Genomic DNA, 19915 nt, shown 5'->3' with positions numbered 1-19915 from the left:
CGGGCGAGGGCCGGCCGAGGGCCGCGCGTGAGTGATCCTCGGGAATGCGGATGCCGCGGCCGGCGTTGTCATTGGGGAACGGACGTGCGTCCGGGAGGCGTGGGCGAGACGCGCTGCCCGCGTGGACGTGATGGGCGGTCCGCGGCTGTATAATGGTTGAAGGACCCGTTCTGGTCCGCGGGCACGATCGCGTGCCGGAGTCGCGGACTTGACATGGGTCCTCATAGTGTCCGAAATCGATCGGACCCGCCACGACCCGCGACCCTCACTGGGCATGCGCCGTGCGATGTAGGAGAGGTTCAACCAAATGGCAACGACGAAGGCTGCGACGTCGGCGAAGGACGAGGCCGAGAAGCCCGCCGCTCGCACGACGGCTGCGAAGTCGACCACGGCGAAGGCCGGCGCGAAGACCGCGACCGCGAGCAAGACGCCGCGAAAGACCACCGCCAAGGCGGGCACGAAGGCCCGCGGCGCCGCCAAGGCCGGCGCCGATGACGACGGCGAAGAGAACGACGAGGTCGACGTCGAGGTCGAGGTCGTCGACGTCGTCGATGGCGCCGACACCGCGGCATCCGACGAGGACGACGACGAGAAGCCCGTGGTCGTGGAGCCGCACCCCACCGGTGCGCTCGTGCTGCGTGCCGTCGACGACGAAGACGAGGTCCCGGTCTACTCGAGCGCCATCACCGGCGCGACGGCCGACCCCGTCAAGGACTACCTGAAGCAGATCGGAAAGGTCGCGCTCCTGAACGCGGCCGAAGAGGTCGAGCTCGCGATGCGCATCGAGGCGGGTCTCTTCGCCGAGGAGAAGCTGTCGCACATGACCGACGCCGAGAAGCGTTCGCAGCTCGGTCGCGAGCTGCAGTGGGTCGCGAAGGACGGCCAGCGCGCGAAGAGCCACCTCCTCGGCGCCAACCTCCGCCTCGTGGTCTCGCTCGCCAAGCGCTACACCGGCCGCGGCATGCAGTTCCTCGACCTGATCCAGGAGGGCAACCTCGGCCTCATCCGTGCGGTTGAGAAGTTCGACTACACCAAGGGCTTCAAGTTCTCGACCTACGCGACCTGGTGGATCCGCCAGGCCATCACCCGCGCCATGGCCGACCAGGCCCGCACCATCCGCATCCCGGTGCACATGGTCGAGGTCATCAACAAGCTCGCGCGCGTGCAGCGCCAGATGCTCCAGGACCTCGGTCGCGAACCCACGCCCGAAGAGCTGAGCCGCGAACTCGACATGACCCCCGAGAAGGTCATCGAGGTGCAGAAGTACGGCCGCGAGCCCATCTCGCTGCACACGCCGCTCGGTGAAGACGGCGACAGCGAGTTCGGCGACCTGATCGAGGACACCGAGGCGGTCGTGCCGGCCGACGCCGTGGGCTTCACGATGCTGCAGAAGCAGCTCGAGTCGCTCCTCGACTCGCTGAGCGAGCGCGAGGCCGGCGTGATCCGCATGCGCTTCGGCCTCGGCGACGGCATGCCGAAGACGCTCGACCAGATCGGCGACACGTTCGGCGTCACGCGCGAGCGCATCCGCCAGATCGAGTCGAAGACGATGGCGAAGCTCCGCCACCCGTCGCGGTCCCAGTCGCTGCGCGACTACCTCGAGTAGGCCGGCGGTGCCAGCTGGAACCCTGCGCTACGCGCCGGCGATCCTCGTCGGCAGGCTCACCCGATTCGCCGCCCGGCTGCGCAAGCCCGGCGGCGGATCGGCCGTTCCGGGGCTCGTCGTCAACCGCATCGCGCCCGCCTACCTGAAGCGCACCCTGTCGGGCTTCCCGCAGGGGCTCCTGGTGGTCTCGGGTTCCAGCGGCAAGTCGACGACGACGAAGATGCTCGTCGCGATCCTGCGCGCCCACGGCGTCGACGTGTTCACGAATCCGTCGACCGCGAACATCAGCCAGGGCCTCACGTCGGCCCTGCTCGAACGCGCCGACTGGCAGGGCCGCGTTCCCGGTGAGATGGCCGTGCTCGAGATGGATGAAGGGCACGGCGCCCTCGTCATGCAGGGCGTCGACGCCCGCACCGTCACGCTCATGAACGTCATGGTCGACCAGGTCGACCGGTTCCACGACTCGGAGATGGTCGCCGGCATGCTCGGCCGCATCGCGGCGCGAGCGCGGGAGTCCGTCGTCGTGAACGCCGACGACGCCTACCTCGAGCAGCTTGCGACCCGCGTCGGTCCGGATGTCACTGTGCACCGCTTCGGGGTCTCCGAGTCGGTCGTCGCGGCATCCCCGCGCGGACTCGGCTACGCGAAGACGGTCGAGTCCCGTCTCCCGACGGGTGACGGGGTGCGTCTCGAGTCCGTCGACGGCCGAAGCGCGGTCATCGACGACCACGGGGTCGCCGTGCGGGTCATGCTCCCGGCACGCGGCACCCACTACGGCGTCGACGCGACCGCCGCCTACACGACCGCGAAGTCGGTGCTCGGCGATCGGTTCGACCCGACCGTGGCCGCCGACGCGCTGAGTGCGATCCCGGCGGTGTTCGGCCGGGGCGAGCGCGTGAGCGTGCGCGGCCAGGAGGTCGACTTCGTGCTCGTGCAGAACACGGCGAGCTACCAGCTGAACGTCGACAGCATCGAACCCGGCACCTCAGACATCCTGTTCGCGATCGGCTCCGACGTGCGAGACCCGTCGTACTTCTGGCCGGCCGACGCGGCCTCCCTCGGGCGGGTGTCGATCGTGAGCGGTTCGAAGGCGGCCGAGGCGGCACTCATGCTCTCGTACGACGGTGTCGACATCGACCGGGTCGAGCCCGACCTGGCGCGCGCCGTCGACGACTTCCTGGCCGCGCCTGCGCCGGCATCCGGAACGAAGACGATCATCTTCTCAGCCGACTCGATGCGCCGCACTCGGGCGCACCTCGGACTCACGGGAGCGGAATGACCCTCACGATCGTGGCGCTGCTGCCCTCGCTGCAGAACACCAACGGCGACGCCGAGAACGCCGCAGTGCTCGCCCGGCGTGCGGGCTGGGCCGGTCTCGACGCGCGCGTGGTCGCGGTCGAGTCGCGAGACGAGTTGCCAGCGCACGTCGACGCGATCGTGATCGGCTCCGGAACGGATGCCTCGCTCGAGGTCGCTCGCACCAGGCTGCTCGAGCTGCACGACGAACTGCGGCGCTGGGGCACCGAAGGCGTGCCGATCCTCGCCGTCGGCACCGGATGGGAGCTGCTCTCCTGGGGCATCGAGCTGCCCGACGGCACCGGCATCGAGGGCCTGGGCATTCTGCCCGGCCGCGCCGTGCCCAGCGTCGGCGGTCGTATCACCGGCGACCTGGTCGTCGCCGAACGCGGCTCGCGAGAGCTGCTCGTCGGATTCGAGAACCACGCCCGCGCCTACGTCGGCGCCGAGGGATCCCCGCTCGGACGCGTCCGCACTGGTGAGGGCAACGCCAAGGGCTCCGGCCAGGAGGGGGTGGTCATGGGCGAGGTCATCGGCACGCACCTGCACGGTCCTGTCCTCGCGAAGAACCCGGTCCTCGCCGATCGCATGCTCACGACCATGGCGGCACGGGCCGGACTCGAGTACGAGCCGGGGGAGCGGACCCGCACCGTCGACGCCTACGCGGACTCCGCACGCCGCGCGCATCTCGCGGCCGCCGGGGTCGACGCGACTGCCGCGCCGGCTGCCCAAACTGTCGACGGCTGACGGCTGACGGCTGACGGCTGACGGCTGACGGCTGACGGCTGGGGCCTGACGCCCGACGCCGGCCGTCGCCGGCGTTCGGCACGAGCTCCGCTGAGGCAGTTCGCGCCCTCGGCCGACATGCACCGGCCTGACCAGGTCCGCGCACCGAATGACGAACGCCCCGGGATTCCTCCCGGGGCGTTCGTCATTCGTCTGCTGCGCGTTATGCGCGGTCGTTGAGGCGCGACGACTCGTCGTGCCAGCTGTGTGCGATCTGCGAGAGCTTCTCCTGGTGCTTGCGCCCGTGGTGCGCGCAGAACAGCAGTTCGCCGGTGCCCACGACGACGCGGATGTAGGCCTGCGCTCCGCAGGCGTCGCAGCGGTCGAGAGCCGTGAGCTCATACGGGGTCTCGAGTTCATCGACCGCACCGTTGGTTTCGGTGTGCTGCGTCATGGCTCCTCCTCCTGGCTCACTGCGCGAAATCCGTTCCTCAATGAAAACACGTCTCGGCCGTGGTTCCTTCCGTTCTGCCGGGCATTTCGCTCACCGCGTAGCGCCTGCGCCTCAGGGTCGGCGGTGCTCAGTAGGCTTGTGCGACGTGAGCTCCGACTATTCCGCCCGCCATCTCTCCGTACTCGAAGGTCTCGAAGCCGTTCGCAAGCGACCCGGCATGTACATCGGTTCGACCGACTCCCGAGGGCTCATGCACTGCCTCTGGGAGATCATCGACAACTCCGTCGACGAGGCGCTCGCGGGGCACGGCAGCGACATCGGCGTGCGGCTGCACCCCGACGGCAGCGTCGAGGTGCGCGACCGCGCGCGCGGCATCCCCGTCGACATCGAACCGAAGACCGGGCTCTCCGGCGTCGAGGTGGTGTTCACCAAGCTGCACGCCGGCGGAAAGTTCGGGTCCGGTTCGTACGCGGCCTCCGGTGGCCTGCACGGTGTCGGCGCCTCGGTCGTGAACGCGCTGTCGGAGCGCCTCGACGTCGAGGTCGACCGCGACGGCAAGACCTGGGCCATGTCGTTCCACCGCGGCGAGCCGGGCATCTTCGCCGATTCGGGTGCTCCGTCGCCCGATGCGCCGTTCACGCCGTTCGAGGATCGCAGCGAGTTGCGCGTGGTCGGCAAGGTCGCCAAGGGCGTCACCGGCACGCGCATCCGCTACTGGGCCGACCGCCAGATCTTCACCAAGGGCGCCGAGTTCCAGTCCGAGGAGCTGCTCGGGCGCGCGAGGCAAACGGCGTTCCTCGTGCCCGGCCTCGCGATCGACGTGACCGACGAGCGCGGCGAGACGCCGCACACCATCACGTTCCAGTTCGAGGGCGGCATCTCCGAGTTCGTCGAGCATCTCGCGGTCGATGCGGCGCTGACCGACGTCTGGCGTCTGACCGGCGTCGGCTCGTTCACCGAGACGGTGCCGGTGCTCACCGAGGGCGGCGCGATGGTCCCGACCGAGCTCAAGCGGGAGTGCGCCGTCGACATCGCCCTGCGGTGGGGCACCGGGTACGACACGGTCGTCAAGTCGTTCGTCAACATCATCGCCACGCCCAAGGGCGGAACGCACCAGACCGGGTTCGACCAGGGGCTGCTGAAGTTCCTGCGCCTGCAGGTCGAGCAGAACGCGCGCCGACTCAAGGCCGGCAACGACAAGCTCGAGAAGGACGACGTCCTCGCCGGCCTCACGGCCGTCATCACCGTGCGCCTGCCAGAGCCGCAGTTCGAGGGCCAGACCAAGGAGGTGCTCGGCACGCCGGCCGTCCGCGCGATCGTCACGAACGTGCTCACGAAGGAGCTCGGCCTCCGCTTCTCGTCGACCAAGCGCGACGACAAGGCGCAGTCCTCGCTGCTGCTCGACAAGGTGGTCGCCGAGATGAAGTCCCGCATCTCCGCGCGAACCCACAAGGAGACGCAGCGACGTAAGAACGCGCTCGAGTCGTCGTCGCTGCCGGCGAAGCTCGTCGACTGCCGGTCGACGGATGTCGCGCACAGCGAGCTCTTCATCGTCGAGGGCGACTCGGCGCTCGGCACGGCCAAGCTCGCGCGCGACAGCGAGCACCAGGCGCTGCTGCCGATCCGCGGCAAGATCCTCAACGTGCAGAAGGCGAGTGTGGCGGACATGCTCGGCAACGCCGAGTGCGCATCGATCATCCAGGTCATCGGCGCGGGCTCCGGCCGCAGCTTCGACATCGCGACGGCACGGTACGGCAAGGTCATCATCATGAGCGACGCCGACGTCGACGGCGCCCACATCCGTACCCTGCTGCTCACGCTCTTCTTCCGCTACATGCGGCCGATGATCGAAGAGGGCCGGGTCTTCGCGGCGGTCCCGCCGCTGCACCGGGTGGTCGTGATGAACCCGGGATCGAAGCCGAACGAGACCATCTACACCTACTCCGAGGCCGAGCTCACGGGCGTCCTCGCCGGGCTGAAGAAGCAGGGCCGGCGTTACCAGGATCCGATCCAGCGGTACAAGGGCCTCGGCGAGATGGACGCCGACCAGCTCGCGACCACCACGATGGACCGCCGTCAGCGAACGCTGCGACGTGTCGGCCTGGGCGATGCCGAGGCTGCGGGGCGCGTCTTCGAGCTGCTCATGGGCAACGAGGTCGCACCGCGCAAGGAGTTCATCGTCGAGAGCGCCGACGCGCTCGAGCGCGATCGCATCGACGCCTGACGCTCCCACCTCGGTTGGCTCCGAGGATCGAACGCGAGAACGCGGCGGCCCGATTCGGGCCGCCGCGTTCTTTCGTGAGACGTGCGGGCGCTACTCGATGCGCGTGCCGACCGCGGCGACATGCGCCTCGAGCGGCTGGCCGGAGGCATCGCGCTTGGCACCGGAATCGGGCAGCTGGCGCGCGGATCCGTCTGCGGCGACCGCGAGGGCGGGTGCCGGGCCGACCCAGGCGAGGTGCAGGGCGTCCTCGCCCTTGAGGAAGCGCTGCGCACGCACGCCGCCCGTGGCACGGCCCTTGCCGGGGAACTCGGCGAAGTCGCTCACCTTGGCGCTGCCCGTGTCGATGCCGAGCAGGGTCTCGTTGCTCGCCGCGATCGTGACGACGACGGTCGAGTCGAGGCGCTCGGCGGGCAGGCTCGTGAAATGGATCGCGTGAGCGCCCGCGCTGAGCTTCACCCCGGCCATGCCGCCCGCGGGGCATCCCTGGGGGCGCACCGTCGCCGCCGGGAAGTGCAGCAGTTGCGCGTCGGATGCGACGAACACGAGTTCGTCGCCCTCGTCGCCCTGCACGGCGCCGACGACCTCGTCGCCGGCCTTGAGCCCGATGACCTCGAACTCGGGCTTGTTCGGGTACACGCCCGTCGCGACGCGCTTGACGATGCCCTGCTTCGTGCCGAGCGCGATCGAGCGGTCTGACGTGAGCGAGACGATCGCGAGCACCTTCTCGTCGCGATTGGGCAGCGAGAGGTAATCGCCGACCTTCACGCCGGCGCCGAGCTGCACCGAGGTCGGCGGCAGCATCGGCACGTCGACGGGCGTGAATCGGATGAGCCGGCCGAGGTTCGTGACGGCCCCGATCTCGGAACGGGTCGAGGTCTCGAGCGTCGAGAGGATCGCGTCGTGCTTGCTGCGACGGGTGGGCACGGTGATCGTCGGAGCCCCGTTCTCGGTCGCGGCCAGGTCGACGCGAGCGATGCGACCGGTGACCGAGAGGAACACGCGGCAGGGCACGTCGGCAAGCTCGAGGATCGCGGCGGCGCGCTTGGCCGCGGCACCGGTGGCGATCGGGCGGGCGTCCGTGAGGAGCGTGCGGCGTGGCGTGCCGTATTTCTCGGCGATCTCGGCGAGCTCGTCGGACACGAGGGCCTCGATGCGGTGGCGGCTTGCCAACAGCGTCTCGAGCTCCGCGATCTCGGCACGCAGCTTGTCGCGCTCCGCCTCGAGCTCGATGCGCGAGAACTTCGTGAGGCGGCGCAGCTGCAGCTCGAGGATGTAGTCGGTCTGCACCTGGCTGAGGTCGAAGACCTCCATGAGCCGGGTGCGCGCGGCCGCCGTGTCGTCGCTCGAGCGGATGACCTGGATGACCTCGTCGATGTCGAGGATCGCGATCAGCAGGCCGTCGACGAGGTGCAGGCGCTCCTGCCGGCGCGCCAGACGGTACTGCGATCGGCGCGTGACGACCGAGATGCGGTGGTCGACATAGACCTGCAGCAGCTCGCGGAGGCCGAGCGTCTGCGGCCCGCCGTTCACGAGCGCGACGTTGTTGATGTTGAAGGAGTCTTCGAGGGGCGTGAGCCGGTAGAGCTGCTCGAGCACCGCATCGGGGCTGAACCCGGTCTTGATGCCGATGACGAGGCGCAGGCCGTTCGTGCGGTCGGTGAGGTCGGTGACATCGGAGATGCCGCTGATCTTCTTGGCGTTGACGCCGTCCTTGATCTTCTCGATGACCTTCTCTGGGCCGACGAGGTAGGGGAGCTCGGTGACGACGAGCCCGGTCTTGCGGGCCGTGATCGACTCGATGCGCACCTTCGCGCGGGTCTTGAAGCTGCCGCGCCCGGTCGCGTAGGCGTCGCGGATGCCGGCGAGGCCGACGATCGTGCCGCCGGAGGGCAGGTCGGGAGCGGGGACGAACTCCATGAGGTCGTCGAGCGTCGCATCGGGATTGGCGATGAGGTGCCTGGCCGCGGACACGACCTCGATGAGGTTGTGCGGGGCCATGTTCGTGGCCATGCCGACGGCGATGCCGCTCGCACCGTTGACCAGCAGGTTCGGGTACGCGGCCGGCAGCACGGCGGGCTGCATGAACTGGTTGTCGTAGTTCGGCACGAAGTCGACGACGTCCTCGTCGAGGCCGTCGTTCATGGCGATCGCGGCGGCGGTGAGGCGGGCCTCGGTGTATCGGGATGCCGCGGGGCCGTCGTCGAGCGAGCCGAAGTTGCCGTGCCCGTCGACGAGCGGCACGCGCAGGGTGAACGCCTGGGCCATGCGCACGAGGGTGTCGTAGATCGCGGTGTCGCCGTGCGGGTGGTACTTGCCCATGACCTCGCCGACGACGCGCGAGGACTTGACGTGCCCGCGGTCGGGGCGGAGGCCCATCTCGTTCATGCCGAAGAGGATGCGTCGCTGCACGGGCTTGAGTCCGTCGCGCGCGTCGGGCAGCGCGCGCGAGTAGATCACGGAGTAGGCGTACTCGAGGAACGAGCCCTGCATCTCGGTGGCGACGTCGACGTCTTCGATGCGCTCGACGATCGGATCTTCAGCGGGCGGGTTCTTGGCTCGGGTCATCCGTGTTCTCTGCTGCTGGCGACGTGGGGTGCACGCCGGGAACGAAGGGCGCGCCCTGCCTGTGCGAGACTGGGCGCGATGCCTGCCATGCTACCGGTGCCCGCCGACGCCGTTCCGCGCCTCACCGGCGTGATGGGCAGTTCGCTCGCGAGCCTCACGGGTGGCGGGAACGCATTCGGGCTGCCCGCGGCATCCGGCGCCGTCGTCGTCCTCGTCGACGGGCTCGGGGCCGCCAACCTGCAGGCGCGCGCCGGCCACGCCCGGTTCCTCTCGTCGCGCATGGCGAAGCGCGACGTGATCCGCACGGTGCTGCCCTCGACGACGGCCGCCGCACTCGCGAGCCTGACGACCGGGAGGCTTCCCGGCGAGCACGGGCTGGTCGGGTACCGCGCCCTCGACGAGGCGAACGACCGCCTCGTCAACCAGCTCAGCGGCTGGGACGCCGCGATGGTGCCCGAGACCTGGCAGCGATGCGAGACCGTCTTCGAGCGGGCATCCGCCGAGGGCGTCGAGACCTTCGCGATCGGCGCCGCGCGCTACGCCGACTCCGGGTTCACCAGGGCCGTGCTGCGCGGCGCCGAGTACCGCGCCGCGGCCTCGCTCGGTGATCGGTTCGCAGCGGCACTCGACCTGCTGCGAGGCGGCGACCAGCGCCTCGTCTACCTCTACGTGCCCGAGCTCGACCAGGCGTCGCATGCGCACGGCTGGGAATCCGATCGCTGGCTGGGCCTGCTCGAACAGCTCGACGGCGAGATCGCGTCCTTCGAGCAGCGGATGCCGCGTACCGCCGGCATGCTCGTCACCGCCGACCACGGGGTCGTCGATGTCCCAGCCCACCGCCACGTGTTCGTGGATTCGGATCCCGCACTCGTCGATGGCGTCCGTCACCTCGGCGGAGAACCGCGATTCCTGTCCGTGTACCTCGAGCCCGAGCTCGGTCCGGGGGAGCGAGCCGCCGCGCTCGAACGCTGGGGTGCCGCCGAGGGACATCGGGCATGGGTGCTCTCGCGCGACGAGGCGATCGAGGCCGGCGTGTACGGAACGGTCGCCGATGAGGTGCGCCCGCGCATCGGCGACATCCTCGTGGCCGCCCGTGCGGGCATCGCGTACTACGACAGCCGCGAGGCCAATCGACAGGCCGAGGCGATGATCGGCCAGCATGGTTCGCTCACCGACGAGGAGACGCGGGTGCCGCTCATTCGCGGCGGCGCATTCCGGCGCGACTGACGACCACGCGGCTGCGGAGCGTGCTCCGGTCGACTGCGGCATCGGTCGACCGCGGCACCTGAACGACGAACGACGGCCGGGGCATCCGCCGCCGGCCGTCGTTCGTCGTTCAGAGAGTCGTCAGCTCGGGTACTGACCGCGCTTGACCTGCGGCTTCGGGAGGCGCAGCATGCGCAGCTGGAGGGCTCGCATCGCCGCGTACCAGCGCACCTTCTCGACCTTGTCGCCGTACCGCTGCCGGAGCTTGCGGGTGAGCACCGCACCGAGGATGATCACGTCGACCACCGCGATGAGGAAGAACGACCACAGGGCGATGATGCCGATCGCCTGCACCTCGGTGCTGGGGATGAACGTCAGGATGATGACGGCGAACATCACGGGGATCAGGATCTCGCCGATGCTGAAGCGCGCATCGACGTAGTCGCGCACGAACTTCTTCTGCGGACCGCGGTCGCGCAGGGGGAGGTACCGCTCGTCGCCCGCCGCCATGCCGACGCGCGCACGGTCGCGGGCCTCGGCCTCCTTCGCACGTGCCGCCTTCTTCGCTTCCTTGCGGTCGTCGGGCACGAGCGGCCGCTTGCGGGCGGCCTCCTGCTGGGCGCGGCTGGGCGTCGGTGCGCCCTTGCCGCCGGACTTGAGTCGCGCCTGCGTCTCTTCGAGCGTCTCGGCGCTCGGCTGATCGTTGTCAGTGGGGTTGTTGGCCACGGGGATCCCTCGAATCGGTTCCCCTTAAGATTACCGGCATGACCGAGCCCCATCCCACCGATCACGATTCCTCCCGCGCACGCGAGATCGTCGCCGCGATCCGCGACGCCGTCGACGTCGGCTTCCCCTCGACCGTCGCGGATCTCTCGAACCTCGTGCGAATCCCCTCCGTGTCATGGCCGGCGTTCGACCCCGCCCACGTCGCGCAGAGTGCGGAGGCGGTCGCGGCCCTGCTCCGCGACACCGGCGTGTTCGATCTCGTCGACATCCGCCGGTCCGCCGTCGAAGACGGATCGGAGCTCGGCCAGCCGGCCGTGGTCGCGAGCCGCCCGGCACGCAACGGCCGCCCGACCGTGCTGCTCTACGCGCACCACGACGTGCAGCCCCCCGGCAAGGAGGACGACTGGGAGACCTCGCCGTTCGAGCCGACGCAGCGCGGCGATCGGCTCTACGGACGAGGTGCGGCCGACGACAAGGCCGGCGTGATGGCCCATGTCGGCGCGATCCGCGCCTTCGCCGAGGCTGCGGGAGACTTCGACCTCGGCATCGCCGTCTTCATCGAGGGCGAGGAGGAGTGGGCGTCGCGCTCGTTCGCGAACTTCCTCCGCGACAATCGCGACCTGCTCGCCGCCGACGCGATCGTCGTCGCCGACTCCGGCAACTGGGACCTCGAGACGCCGGCCATCACGGTCGCGCTGCGAGGCGCGGTGGCCTTCAACGTGCGCATCCGCACGCTCGCGCACGCCTCGCACTCCGGGATGTACGGCGGCGCGGTGCCTGACGCCATGCTCGCGGCCATCCGCCTGCTCGACACGATCTGGACGGAGGACGGGTCCGTGGCCGTCGACGGCCTCGCGAGCGCCGACCTCGACCCGCCGGCCTACGACGAGGCCCAGCTCAGGGCCGAGACCGGACTCCTCGACGGCGTCACGCCCATCGGCGACGGCGCGATCCTCTCGCGCATCTGGGCCAAGCCGTCCGTCACGATCACGGGCATCGACGCACCGGATGTCGCGAACGCCTCGAACACGCTCGTACCAGAGGTGCTCGTGCGGGTCAGTGCGCGCATCGCGCCGGGTCAGGACGCCTCGGAGGCGTTCGAGGCGATCCGCGTGCACCTCGAGGCGCACGCGCCCTTCGGCGTGCAGCTCGGCTTCGAGGGCGTCGACCTCGGCCAGGCGTTCCTCGTGGACACGAGCGGCTGGGCGGTCGAGGACACGCGGGCTGCGATGACGGATGCCTGGGGCAGGCCTCCGGTGGACATCGGCGTGGGCGGGTCGATCCCGTTCATCGCCGAGCTCGTCGAGGAGTTCCCCGGCGCGCAGATCCTCGTGACCGGCGTCGAGGACCCCGACTCGCGCGCGCACAGCCCGAACGAGTCGCTGCACCTCGGCGTCTTCAAGCGTGCGCTCCTCAGCGAGGCGCTGCTGCTCGCGCGCCTCGACGCACGGGGGAGCGGAGCATCCTGATTCCGGGCCATCTCGCAGCGCACCGGGTTAGACTTCCACTGAACATGAGGCGTTCTTCGACGCACCGAGGAGAGACATGAGCGACACGATCACCGAAACGACGCACGGCGTGAAGCTGAGCGACCCCGCAGCCGACAAGGTGCGGAGCCTCCTCACGCAGGAGGGCCGCGACGACCTGCGACTCCGCGTCGCAGTGCAGCCCGGCGGCTGCTCGGGGCTCATCTACCAGCTGTACTTCGACGAGCGTCTGCTCGAGGGTGACGCGGTCGTCGACTTCGACGGCGTCGAGGTCATCGTCGACAAGATGAGCGTGCCGTACCTCGACGGCGCCTCGATCGACTTCGAGGACACGATCCAGAAGCAGGGCTTCACGATCGACAACCCGAACGCCGAAGGCAGCTGCGCATGCGGTGATTCGTTCCACTGAGGATCGATCCGAACTGAGCGAAGGGAGGCTGCCATTGGCAGCCTCCCTTCTTTCTTTGCGCCGATGGTGCCGGAATTCCGCGCCGAGAGAGGCCCGAAACGGCCCTGACATGCACACTGGCGGGGCTGAGTCGGAGTAGGCTGTTCCACGATCATGCGCTTCGCTGTGAAGCGCCTTCGAGTCTCCCGAAAGGTCACCGGTGCGCCACAATCGCCGTCTCCGATGGGCTGCAATCCCGATCGCAGCGTCGCTCAGCCTCGTACTCGCAGGGTGCACGACGGCTCAGCTGAACGGATTCCTGCCGGGCTTCGAGGAGGGGCAGCCTCCCGTCACGAACCACACCGAGCGCGTCTCGGGCCTGTGGGTCACGTCGTGGATCGTGCTGCTCATCGTCGGTGTCATCACCTGGGGTCTGACGATCTGGGCGGTCATCGCCTACCGTCGCCGCAAGGGCCAGACCGGCCTCCCCGTGCAGCTGCGCTACAACATGCCGATCGAGGTGTTCTACACGATCGTGCCCCTGATCCTCGTGCTCGGCTTCTTCGCCTTCACCGCACGTGACCAGGCCGAGATCGAGAAGCGGTTCGCCGCAGACGACATCGACGTCCAGGTCGAGGTCATCGCCAAGCAGTGGGCGTGGGACTTCAACTACGTGAACGAGGACGTCTACTCGCCCGGCATCCAGGGCCAGCTCGACGATGAGGGCGCAGACGGTTCGCTCGTCGAGTCCGAGATCCCCACGCTCTACCTGCCGGTCGGCAAGAACGTCGAGATCGAGCTCGAGTCGCGCGACGTGATCCACTCGTTCTGGGTCGTGGACTTCCTCTACAAGAAGGACATGTTCCCGGGCAAGACCAACTACATGTCGTTCGTCCCCGAACGTGAGGGCACCTACGAGGGCAAGTGCGCCGAGCTCTGCGGCGAGTACCACTCGCTCATGCTCTTCAACGTGAAGGTCGTCTCCGAGGCGGAGTACGAGGAGTACATCGACTCGTTGCGCGATCTCGGCCAGGAGGGTCAGCTCTCCAACGAGTACGACCGCAACCAGAACCTGCCCGGAACGGGCGCGCCCGAACTGAAAGAGGAGCACGAAGGCGAATGAGCACCACGACCGCACCGGCTCGGCCGCAGTCGAGCAGCCTTCCCTTCGGGGCCTCGAAGGTCGAGCGCAAGGGCAACATCCTCGTCAAGTGGATCACCTCGACCGACCACAAGGTCATCGGGTACATGTACCTGATCACCTCGTTCGTCTTCTTCTGCATCGCCGGCGTGATGGCACTCATCATCCGCGCCCAGCTCTTCGAGCCCGGCCTCGAGATCGTGCAGACTCGCGAGCAGTACAACCAGCTGTTCACCATGCACGGCACGATCATGCTCCTGATGTTCGCGACGCCGCTCTTCGCGGGATTCGCGAACGTGCTCATGCCGCTGCAGATCGGCGCCCCTGACGTCGCCTTCCCGCGCCTGAACGCCTTCGCCTTCTGGATGTTCGCGTTCGGTTCGCTGATGGCGGTCGCCGGGTTCTTCACCCCGCAGGGCGCGGCCTCGTTCGGCTGGTTCGCGTATCAGCCGCTGGCCTCGACGACCTTCTCACCAGGCGTGGGCGGCAATCTCTGGATGCTCGGCCTCGGCCTCTCCGGCTTCGGCACGATCCTCGGCGCGGTGAACTTCATCACCACGATCATCACGATGCGCGCGCCCGGTATGACCATGTTCCGCATGCCGATCTTCACGTGGAACACCCTCGTGACCTCGATCCTCGTGCTGATGGCGTTCCCCGTGCTGGCGGCGGCCATGCTCGCCGCAGCCGCCGACCGCGTGTTCGACGCCCACATCTACGACCCCGCCAACGGCGGCGTCATCCTGTGGCAGCACCTCTTCTGGTTCTTCGGACACCCCGAGGTCTACATCATCGCGCTGCCGTTCTTCGGCATCGTCTCCGAGATCTTCCCGGTGTTCAGCCGCAAGCCGATCTTCGGATACACCACCCTCGTGTACGCGACCATCGCGATCGCCGCACTCTCGGTCACGGTCTGGGCGCACCACATGTACGTCACCGGTTCGGTCCTCCTGCCGTTCTTCTCGCTGATGACGATGCTCATCGCGGTTCCAACGGGTGTGAAGATCTTCAACTGGATCGGCACGATGTGGCGTGGGTCCATCACGTTCGAGACGCCGCTCGTCTGGTCGGTCGGCTTCCTCATCACCTTCGTGTTCGGTGGTCTCACCGGCGTGATCCTCGCCTCGCCGCCGCTGGACTTCGCCGTGTCCGACACGTACTTCGTGGTCGCGCACTTCCACTACGTGGTCTTCGGCACCGTCGTGTTCGCGATGTTCGCCGGCTTCTACTTCTGGTGGCCCAAGTGGACCGGCAAGATGCTGAACGAGTCGCTCGGCAAGTGGCACTTCTGGCTGCTCTTCATCGGCTTCCACACGACGTTCCTCATCCAGCACTGGCTCGGAGTCGTCGCGATGCCCCGCCGGTACTACTCGTACCTGCCTGAAGACAACATCACCTGGATGAACCAGCTGTCGACGATCGGTTCCGCGATCCTCGCGATCTCGCTGATCCCGTTCTTCCTGAACGTCTACATCACCGCTCGTCGGGCGCCGAAGGTCACGGTGAACGACCCGTGGGGCTACGGCCGCTCGCTCGAGTGGGCGACCAGCTGCCCGCCGCCTCGTCACAACTTCACCTCGATCCCGCGCATCCGCTCGGAGTCGCCTGCGTTCGACCTCAACCACCCCGAAGCCGGCATCCCCGTCGGCATCGGGCCGGGCAAGGACGCACCCGACGCGCCGGTATTCGACGCAGAGACGAAGGAAGTCAAGTAGATGCGCGCGAACGTCGTTCTCTTCTGGATCCTCGCGGGATTCTTCGCGGCCGCGGCCGCGGTGTACATCGCGTGGACCGCAGTCGATGACCTCGAGCCCGGTGTGGAGTGGGTCGGCCTGGTCGCCATCTCGCTGAGCGCCGTCCTGGCCGCGTTCATCGCGTTCTACCTCGGACGGGTGCACAAGGCGCAGGGCGCTGAGCTTCCCGAAGACCGTCTCGACGCCAACATCGACGACGGCGACCCCGAGCTCGGCTTCTTCAGCCCCTGGAGCTGGTGGCCGATCATGCTCGCGGGTTCGGCCGCACTGCTGTTCCTCGGCCTCGCGGTCGGCTTCTGGATCTCGTTCATCGCCGTCGGCATCGGCGTCATCAGCCTCGTGGGCTGGGTCTACGAGTACTACCGCGGCAACTTCGCACGCTGACCCGAATCTCTGAAATGGCCCCGACACGCTTGTGTCGGGGCCATTTTGTTCTGTCAGGCACTCGCGCTCCGCGCCTTGGATCGTCCGCGAGCTCGCGGACGACGCCGTTCCTGCTGCGCAAGGGCGGAAAAGGAATGCCTGGGCGCACCTCCGGAGCGCTGCTGGGGGCCCCTGAGGCCTTCGGACCGCGTGCGAGGGTGTGAGGGAAGCCATGGCGTCGCAGACCGCGAGCGGCCGTCCTGCGACGAGCGCGGCCCATTGTGCGGCACCGTGCCGAGAGGGGCCGGAAACGTGCGGCGGGGCGTGGGCCGATCAGGCCGATGCCGAGGCGATCTCTCGTCGGAACGTCAGAACGTCGACCGAGACGGTGACCTGTTGCGCTGATCCGTGGGCGCTGGGGGAGTCGTCGTCGCTCAGGGCATCCATCGTGGCTTCACGCGAGTGGTGTGCCGACGGCCCCATTGCGACGAGGTGTGCGCGCTGGTCCGCCGTGACGGATGCCGCGTACTCGACGTGTTCACGAGCGGCGACCGCGAAGCCGGCGGCGCCGAGCGACTCGGCGACGAGCCGTTCCTTGTCTGCCGGCACGGTCAGGACCGAGCCGTCGCGTCGGAGCTCCGCGAGATGGCCCTCGCGTGGGACCACGACGACGAGGACGCCGCCGGGACGGACGACGCGCGCGTACTCAACGGGGTTGCGCGGGGCGAAGATGTTGAGCGCGAGATCGGCGGACGCATCGCGGAGCGGCAGTGGGCGCCAGATGTCGAGGACGACGCCGGTCGCGCCCGGGATGCTTCGGGTCGCCATGCGGACGGCGATGGGGGAGCGGTCCGTGAGGAGCACGGAGGAGGCGGAGACGCGCGCGGCGACCTGCGCGGCGTAGTAGCCCGTGCCGCATCCGAAGTCGACGAGGCGGGGTCCGTCGGCGGTAGCATCCGCGGATTCTGCCGGAAGCCTCGGGGCCGGGGTTGCAAGATCGGCGACCGTTTCGCAGATCGGACCGTACAGGGAGGAGTCGAGCAGCGCCGCCCGAGCCGTGAGCATCGCGTGATCGTCGCCGATCGTGCGTGGAGCGCGCGGTGGAAGGAGCGTGACCGTGCCTTGGCGCGCGACATCGAAGCGATGACCGTTCTCGCATCCGATCACCAGCGAATCGACCGATGAGAGCGCTGAGAAACAGTTCGGGCACCGGAACCACGTCGTATCGAACGACATGGTCACGGTGCCCGAACTGTTGAGTGGATGGATCAGTGGTGGCCGTCGTGGCCGGACTCGAGCTCGCCCTTGGTGATGGGCTCGATGCGGTCCTCGAAGAACCACCGCGAGAGCGACGCACGGAAGCGCTGGCCGACGGTGATCTTGCCGCGAGCGTTCGGGCGGATCATCAGCGGCTGGTACGTGTCGAAGCTCACGAGGCGCCAGCGGTCGTATTCGTCGAGCTGTTCGTGCACCTCGATGAACTCGCCACCCGGAAGGCGCACGATTCGACCCGACTCGAACCCGTGCAGAGCGATCTCGCGATCCTTCTTCTGCAGCGCGATGCAGACGCGCTTCGTGATGAAGAACGCGATGAACGGTCCGAGGATCACCACGGCCTGGAGTGCGTGGATCACACCCTCCATCGTCAGCGAGAAGTGCGTCGCGAGGATGTCCGAGCTCGCAGCGGCCCAGAGGCCCGCGTAGAACGTGACGCCGGCGGCGCCGATCGCGGTGCGGGTCGGTGCATTGCGGGGACGGTCCGCGATGTGGTGCTCGCGCTTGTCGCCGGTGATCCACGCCTCGATGAAGGGGTAGATGAGCACCAGGACGATGAAGATCCCGATCGCGATGAGCGGCACGAGGATGTTGAACGACCACGTGCGGTCCAGCCAGACGAACTCCCATCCCGGCGGGATGAGTCGGAGCGCGCCGTCGGCGAAGCCGATGTACCAGTCGGGCTGCGTACCAGCCGACACGGGCGACGGGTCGTAGGGGCCGTAGTTCCAGATCGGGTTGATCGTGAACAGCGAGGCGATGAGCGCGATGACGCCGAAGATGATGAAGAAGAATCCACCGGCCTTCGCGGCGTACACGGGGAGCACGGGCGGGCCGACCGCGTTCAGCTGCGTCTTGCCGGGGGCCGCATACTGCGTGTGCTTGTGCACGACGACGAACACGAGGTGCAGCGCGATGAACGCGATGACCAACGCGGGCAGCAGCATGATGTGCAGCGTGTACAGGCGTCCGACGATCTGGGTGCCCGGGAACTCGCCGCCGAAGAGCAGGAACGAGATCCAGGTGCCGACCAGCGGGATTCCCTTGACGAGGCCGTCGATGATGCGGAGGCCGTTGCCGGAGAGCAGGTCGTCGGGGAGCGAGTAGCCGGTGAAGCCCTCGGCCATCGCGAGGATGAAGAGCGTGAAGCCGATCACCCAGTTGAACTCGCGCGGCTTGCGGAACGCACCCGTGAAGTAGATGCGCAGCATGTGCAGGCCGATCGCAGCCACGAAGAGCAGGGCCGCCCAGTGGTGCATCTGGCGGACGAAGAGCCCGCCGCGGATGTCGAACGAGATGTCGAGCGTCGACGCCATGGCCACGGACATCTCGACGCCCTTCAGGGGCACGTACGAGCCGTCGTAGTGCACCTCGGCCATCGAGGCCTGGAAGAAGAACGTCAGGAACGTGCCCGAGATGAGTACGACGACGAAGGAGAAGAGCGCGATCTCACCGAGGAGGAACGACCAGTGGTCGGGGAACGCCTTGCGGCCGAGTTCCTTGATGAAGCCGGCGACGCTCGTGCGTTCGTTCACATAGACGGCCGCGGCGGTCGTGAACGATCGCTTCTGCGTGTCCGTGGTGGGCGATGCGGTGCTCAATGACGCTCCCAGAAGCTCGGGCCGACGGGTTCGGTGAAGTCGCTCTGCGCGATGAGGTAGCCCTCGTCGTCGATCGCGATCGGCAGCTGCGGCAGCGGTCGCTTGGCCGGTCCGAAGATGACCTCGCAGTGGTTCGCCACGTCGAACTGCGACTGGTGGCACGGGCAGAGCAGGTGGTGCGTGTGCTGCTCGTAGAGCGCGACGGGGCAACCGACGTGCGTGCAGATCTTGGAGTACGCGACGATGCCGTCGTACGACCAGTCGGCTCGCTCGGGGAGCTGGTTCAGCTCGCTCGGGTCGAGGCGCATGAGGAGGACGGCGGCCTTGGCCTTCTCCTCGAGCTTGCCGTGCTCGAGCTCGGCGAGGCCCTCGGGGATGACGTGGAACGCGCTGCCGATGGTGACGTCGGAGGCCTTGATCGCCACGCCGCTCGGGTCGAGGGCGAGGCGCGTGCCCTTGCGCCACATGGTGTGGCTGAGCAGCGGCACCGGCAGCTGGTCCTGCGGGGCGAAGCCGCGGAAGAGCACGACTGCGGGAAGGGGGAACACGACGAGCGCGCCGATGAGGCTGTTCCGGATCACGGCGCGGCGCGTGAAGCCGGACTCGCGGTCGGCGTCGGTGAACACCTTGGCGGCGGCGGCCTGCGTCTCGGGGGATCCGCCGACCGGGTGGCGCTCGTCGACGAGCTCGACGTCGACCATGACCGCCTTGCCCCAGTGAACGATGCCGATGCCGAGCGCGAGCAGTGCGAGCGCGGCACCGAGTCCGATGAAGAGGTTGTTCAGTCGAACGTCGCCGACGTTGTTCGACTCCATCGGGAAGAGCATGTACGCGGCGACCGCCCAGAGGCTCCCGAGGAGCGACAGGTAGAAGAGTGTGTACACCGTGCGCTGTGCGCGCTTCTCCCGCTTGGGGTCTTCGTCGGTCACACGGGGGCGATGCGGCGGGAATCCGGGGTTCGCGAATGCGTCCTGAACGATCAGCGCGGTGCCCGGGGAGGCATCGGATTCGTGCGCGGCATGCGACGAGTCGGCAGCGGTGAGCTCAGCTCCGCTGTGGTCGTCCTGGGCCATGGTTCTCCTTCTTCAGGTACTTCGGTACCG

At 68.3% G+C, this 19915-nt stretch carries 16 protein-coding genes and 1 pseudogene; 10 read left to right on the top strand and 7 right to left on the bottom strand.

All coding sequences use genetic code 11. From position 1 onward, the window contains the following. Window positions 1-307: 307 nt before the first annotated feature. The 3 genes from ABIC29_RS08855 to ABIC29_RS08845 are packed head-to-tail and all read left to right on the top strand — an operon-like array spanning window position 308 to window position 3649. Complete coding sequence (locus tag ABIC29_RS08855; RefSeq protein ID WP_116081795.1) at window positions 308-1606, top strand: RNA polymerase sigma factor; 1299 nt, start codon at window positions 308-310, stop codon at window positions 1604-1606. Window positions 1607-1613: 7 nt separating this feature from the next. Beyond that, window positions 1614-2885 (top strand): Mur ligase family protein, encoded by a 1272-nt coding sequence (locus tag ABIC29_RS08850; protein ID WP_354244408.1) that lies wholly within the window; start codon window positions 1614-1616, stop codon window positions 2883-2885. Then, complete coding sequence (locus tag ABIC29_RS08845; RefSeq protein WP_116081790.1) at window positions 2882-3649, top strand: type 1 glutamine amidotransferase; 768 nt, start codon at window positions 2882-2884, stop codon at window positions 3647-3649. Before ABIC29_RS08850 ends, ABIC29_RS08845 begins: the two co-directional genes overlap by 4 nt. A gap of 202 nt (window positions 3650-3851) precedes the next feature. Here ABIC29_RS08845 and ABIC29_RS08840 read toward each other — a convergent pair whose 3' ends face one another. Beyond that, window positions 3852-4082, bottom strand: coding sequence for a DUF7455 domain-containing protein (locus ABIC29_RS08840; protein ID WP_116081787.1), 231 nt, complete (start codon window positions 4080-4082; stop codon window positions 3852-3854). A 145-nt stretch (window positions 4083-4227) separates the two neighbouring features. Between ABIC29_RS08840 and ABIC29_RS08835 the strand changes: the two genes are divergently transcribed. Next, on the top strand, window positions 4228-6306 hold the full coding sequence (locus ABIC29_RS08835; protein ID WP_354244404.1) for a DNA gyrase/topoisomerase IV subunit B: 2079 nt from the start codon (window positions 4228-4230) through the stop codon (window positions 6304-6306). Between the two features lie 90 nt (window positions 6307-6396). Here ABIC29_RS08835 and ABIC29_RS08830 read toward each other — a convergent pair whose 3' ends face one another. Continuing rightward, window positions 6397-8871, bottom strand: coding sequence for a DNA gyrase/topoisomerase IV subunit A (locus ABIC29_RS08830; protein ID WP_116081783.1), 2475 nt, complete (start codon window positions 8869-8871; stop codon window positions 6397-6399). Between the two features lie 78 nt (window positions 8872-8949). Here ABIC29_RS08830 and ABIC29_RS08825 point away from each other — a divergent pair, with 78 nt between their 5' ends. Continuing rightward, the gene (locus ABIC29_RS08825; protein ID WP_116081780.1) at window positions 8950-10098 is read left to right on the top strand and encodes an alkaline phosphatase family protein; all 1149 of its coding nucleotides are present in this window, start codon (window positions 8950-8952) and stop codon (window positions 10096-10098) included. Between the two features lie 120 nt (window positions 10099-10218). Here the strand turns inward: ABIC29_RS08825 and ABIC29_RS08820 are convergent, their stop codons facing one another. Continuing rightward, window positions 10219-10803 carry a DUF3043 domain-containing protein gene (locus ABIC29_RS08820; protein ID WP_354244400.1) on the bottom strand — a complete coding sequence of 195 codons (585 nt, stop codon included), beginning with the start codon at window positions 10801-10803 and terminating at the stop codon, window positions 10219-10221. A 38-nt stretch (window positions 10804-10841) separates the two neighbouring features. Here ABIC29_RS08820 and ABIC29_RS08815 point away from each other — a divergent pair, with 38 nt between their 5' ends. The 5 genes from ABIC29_RS08815 to ABIC29_RS08795 all read left to right on the top strand — a co-directional run bounded on the left by ABIC29_RS08815 (window position 10842) and on the right by ABIC29_RS08795 (window position 15957). After that, complete coding sequence (locus ABIC29_RS08815; RefSeq protein ID WP_116081775.1) at window positions 10842-12272, top strand: dipeptidase; 1431 nt, start codon at window positions 10842-10844, stop codon at window positions 12270-12272. Between the two features lie 76 nt (window positions 12273-12348). Continuing rightward, window positions 12349-12699 carry an iron-sulfur cluster insertion protein ErpA gene (erpA, locus tag ABIC29_RS08810; RefSeq protein WP_116081773.1) on the top strand — a complete coding sequence of 117 codons (351 nt, stop codon included), beginning with the start codon at window positions 12349-12351 and terminating at the stop codon, window positions 12697-12699. Between the two features lie 199 nt (window positions 12700-12898). Next, window positions 12899-13801 carry an aa3-type cytochrome oxidase subunit II gene (ctaC, locus tag ABIC29_RS08805; RefSeq protein WP_116081771.1) on the top strand — a complete coding sequence of 301 codons (903 nt, stop codon included), beginning with the start codon at window positions 12899-12901 and terminating at the stop codon, window positions 13799-13801. Then, complete coding sequence (ctaD, locus tag ABIC29_RS08800; RefSeq protein ID WP_055857888.1) at window positions 13798-15534, top strand: aa3-type cytochrome oxidase subunit I; 1737 nt, start codon at window positions 13798-13800, stop codon at window positions 15532-15534. Before ctaC ends, ctaD begins: the two co-directional genes overlap by 4 nt. Then, the gene (locus tag ABIC29_RS08795) at window positions 15535-15957 is read left to right on the top strand and encodes a cytochrome c oxidase subunit 4 (RefSeq protein ID WP_116081768.1); all 423 of its coding nucleotides are present in this window, start codon (window positions 15535-15537) and stop codon (window positions 15955-15957) included. A 312-nt stretch (window positions 15958-16269) separates the two neighbouring features. Here the strand turns inward: ABIC29_RS08795 and ABIC29_RS08790 are convergent, their stop codons facing one another. The 4 genes and pseudogenes from ABIC29_RS08790 to qcrA form a co-directional block, all read right to left on the bottom strand. After that, on the bottom strand, window positions 16270-17001 hold the full coding sequence (locus ABIC29_RS08790; RefSeq protein ID WP_158551800.1) for a methyltransferase domain-containing protein: 732 nt from the start codon (window positions 16999-17001) through the stop codon (window positions 16270-16272). 48 nt (window positions 17002-17049) lie between these two features. Then, window positions 17050-17172: pseudogene (locus ABIC29_RS08785) on the bottom strand (putative RNA methyltransferase); the annotation flags it as partial. Window positions 17173-17204: 32 nt separating this feature from the next. Further along, on the bottom strand, window positions 17205-18812 hold the full coding sequence (gene qcrB, locus ABIC29_RS08780; RefSeq protein WP_116081763.1) for a cytochrome bc1 complex cytochrome b subunit: 1608 nt from the start codon (window positions 18810-18812) through the stop codon (window positions 17205-17207). Then, on the bottom strand, window positions 18809-19885 hold the full coding sequence (gene qcrA, locus ABIC29_RS08775; protein ID WP_116081759.1) for a cytochrome bc1 complex Rieske iron-sulfur subunit: 1077 nt from the start codon (window positions 19883-19885) through the stop codon (window positions 18809-18811). Before qcrA ends, qcrB begins: the two co-directional genes overlap by 4 nt. Between the last annotated feature and the right edge of the window lie 30 nt (window positions 19886-19915).

The sequence above is a fragment of the Agromyces sp. PvR057 genome (genome assembly GCF_040547485.1).
Lineage (GTDB): Bacteria > Actinomycetota > Actinomycetes > Actinomycetales > Microbacteriaceae > Agromyces.
Note: the sequence above shows the minus strand (reverse complement) of the source record. Positions and strands in the feature narration are given on the sequence as shown.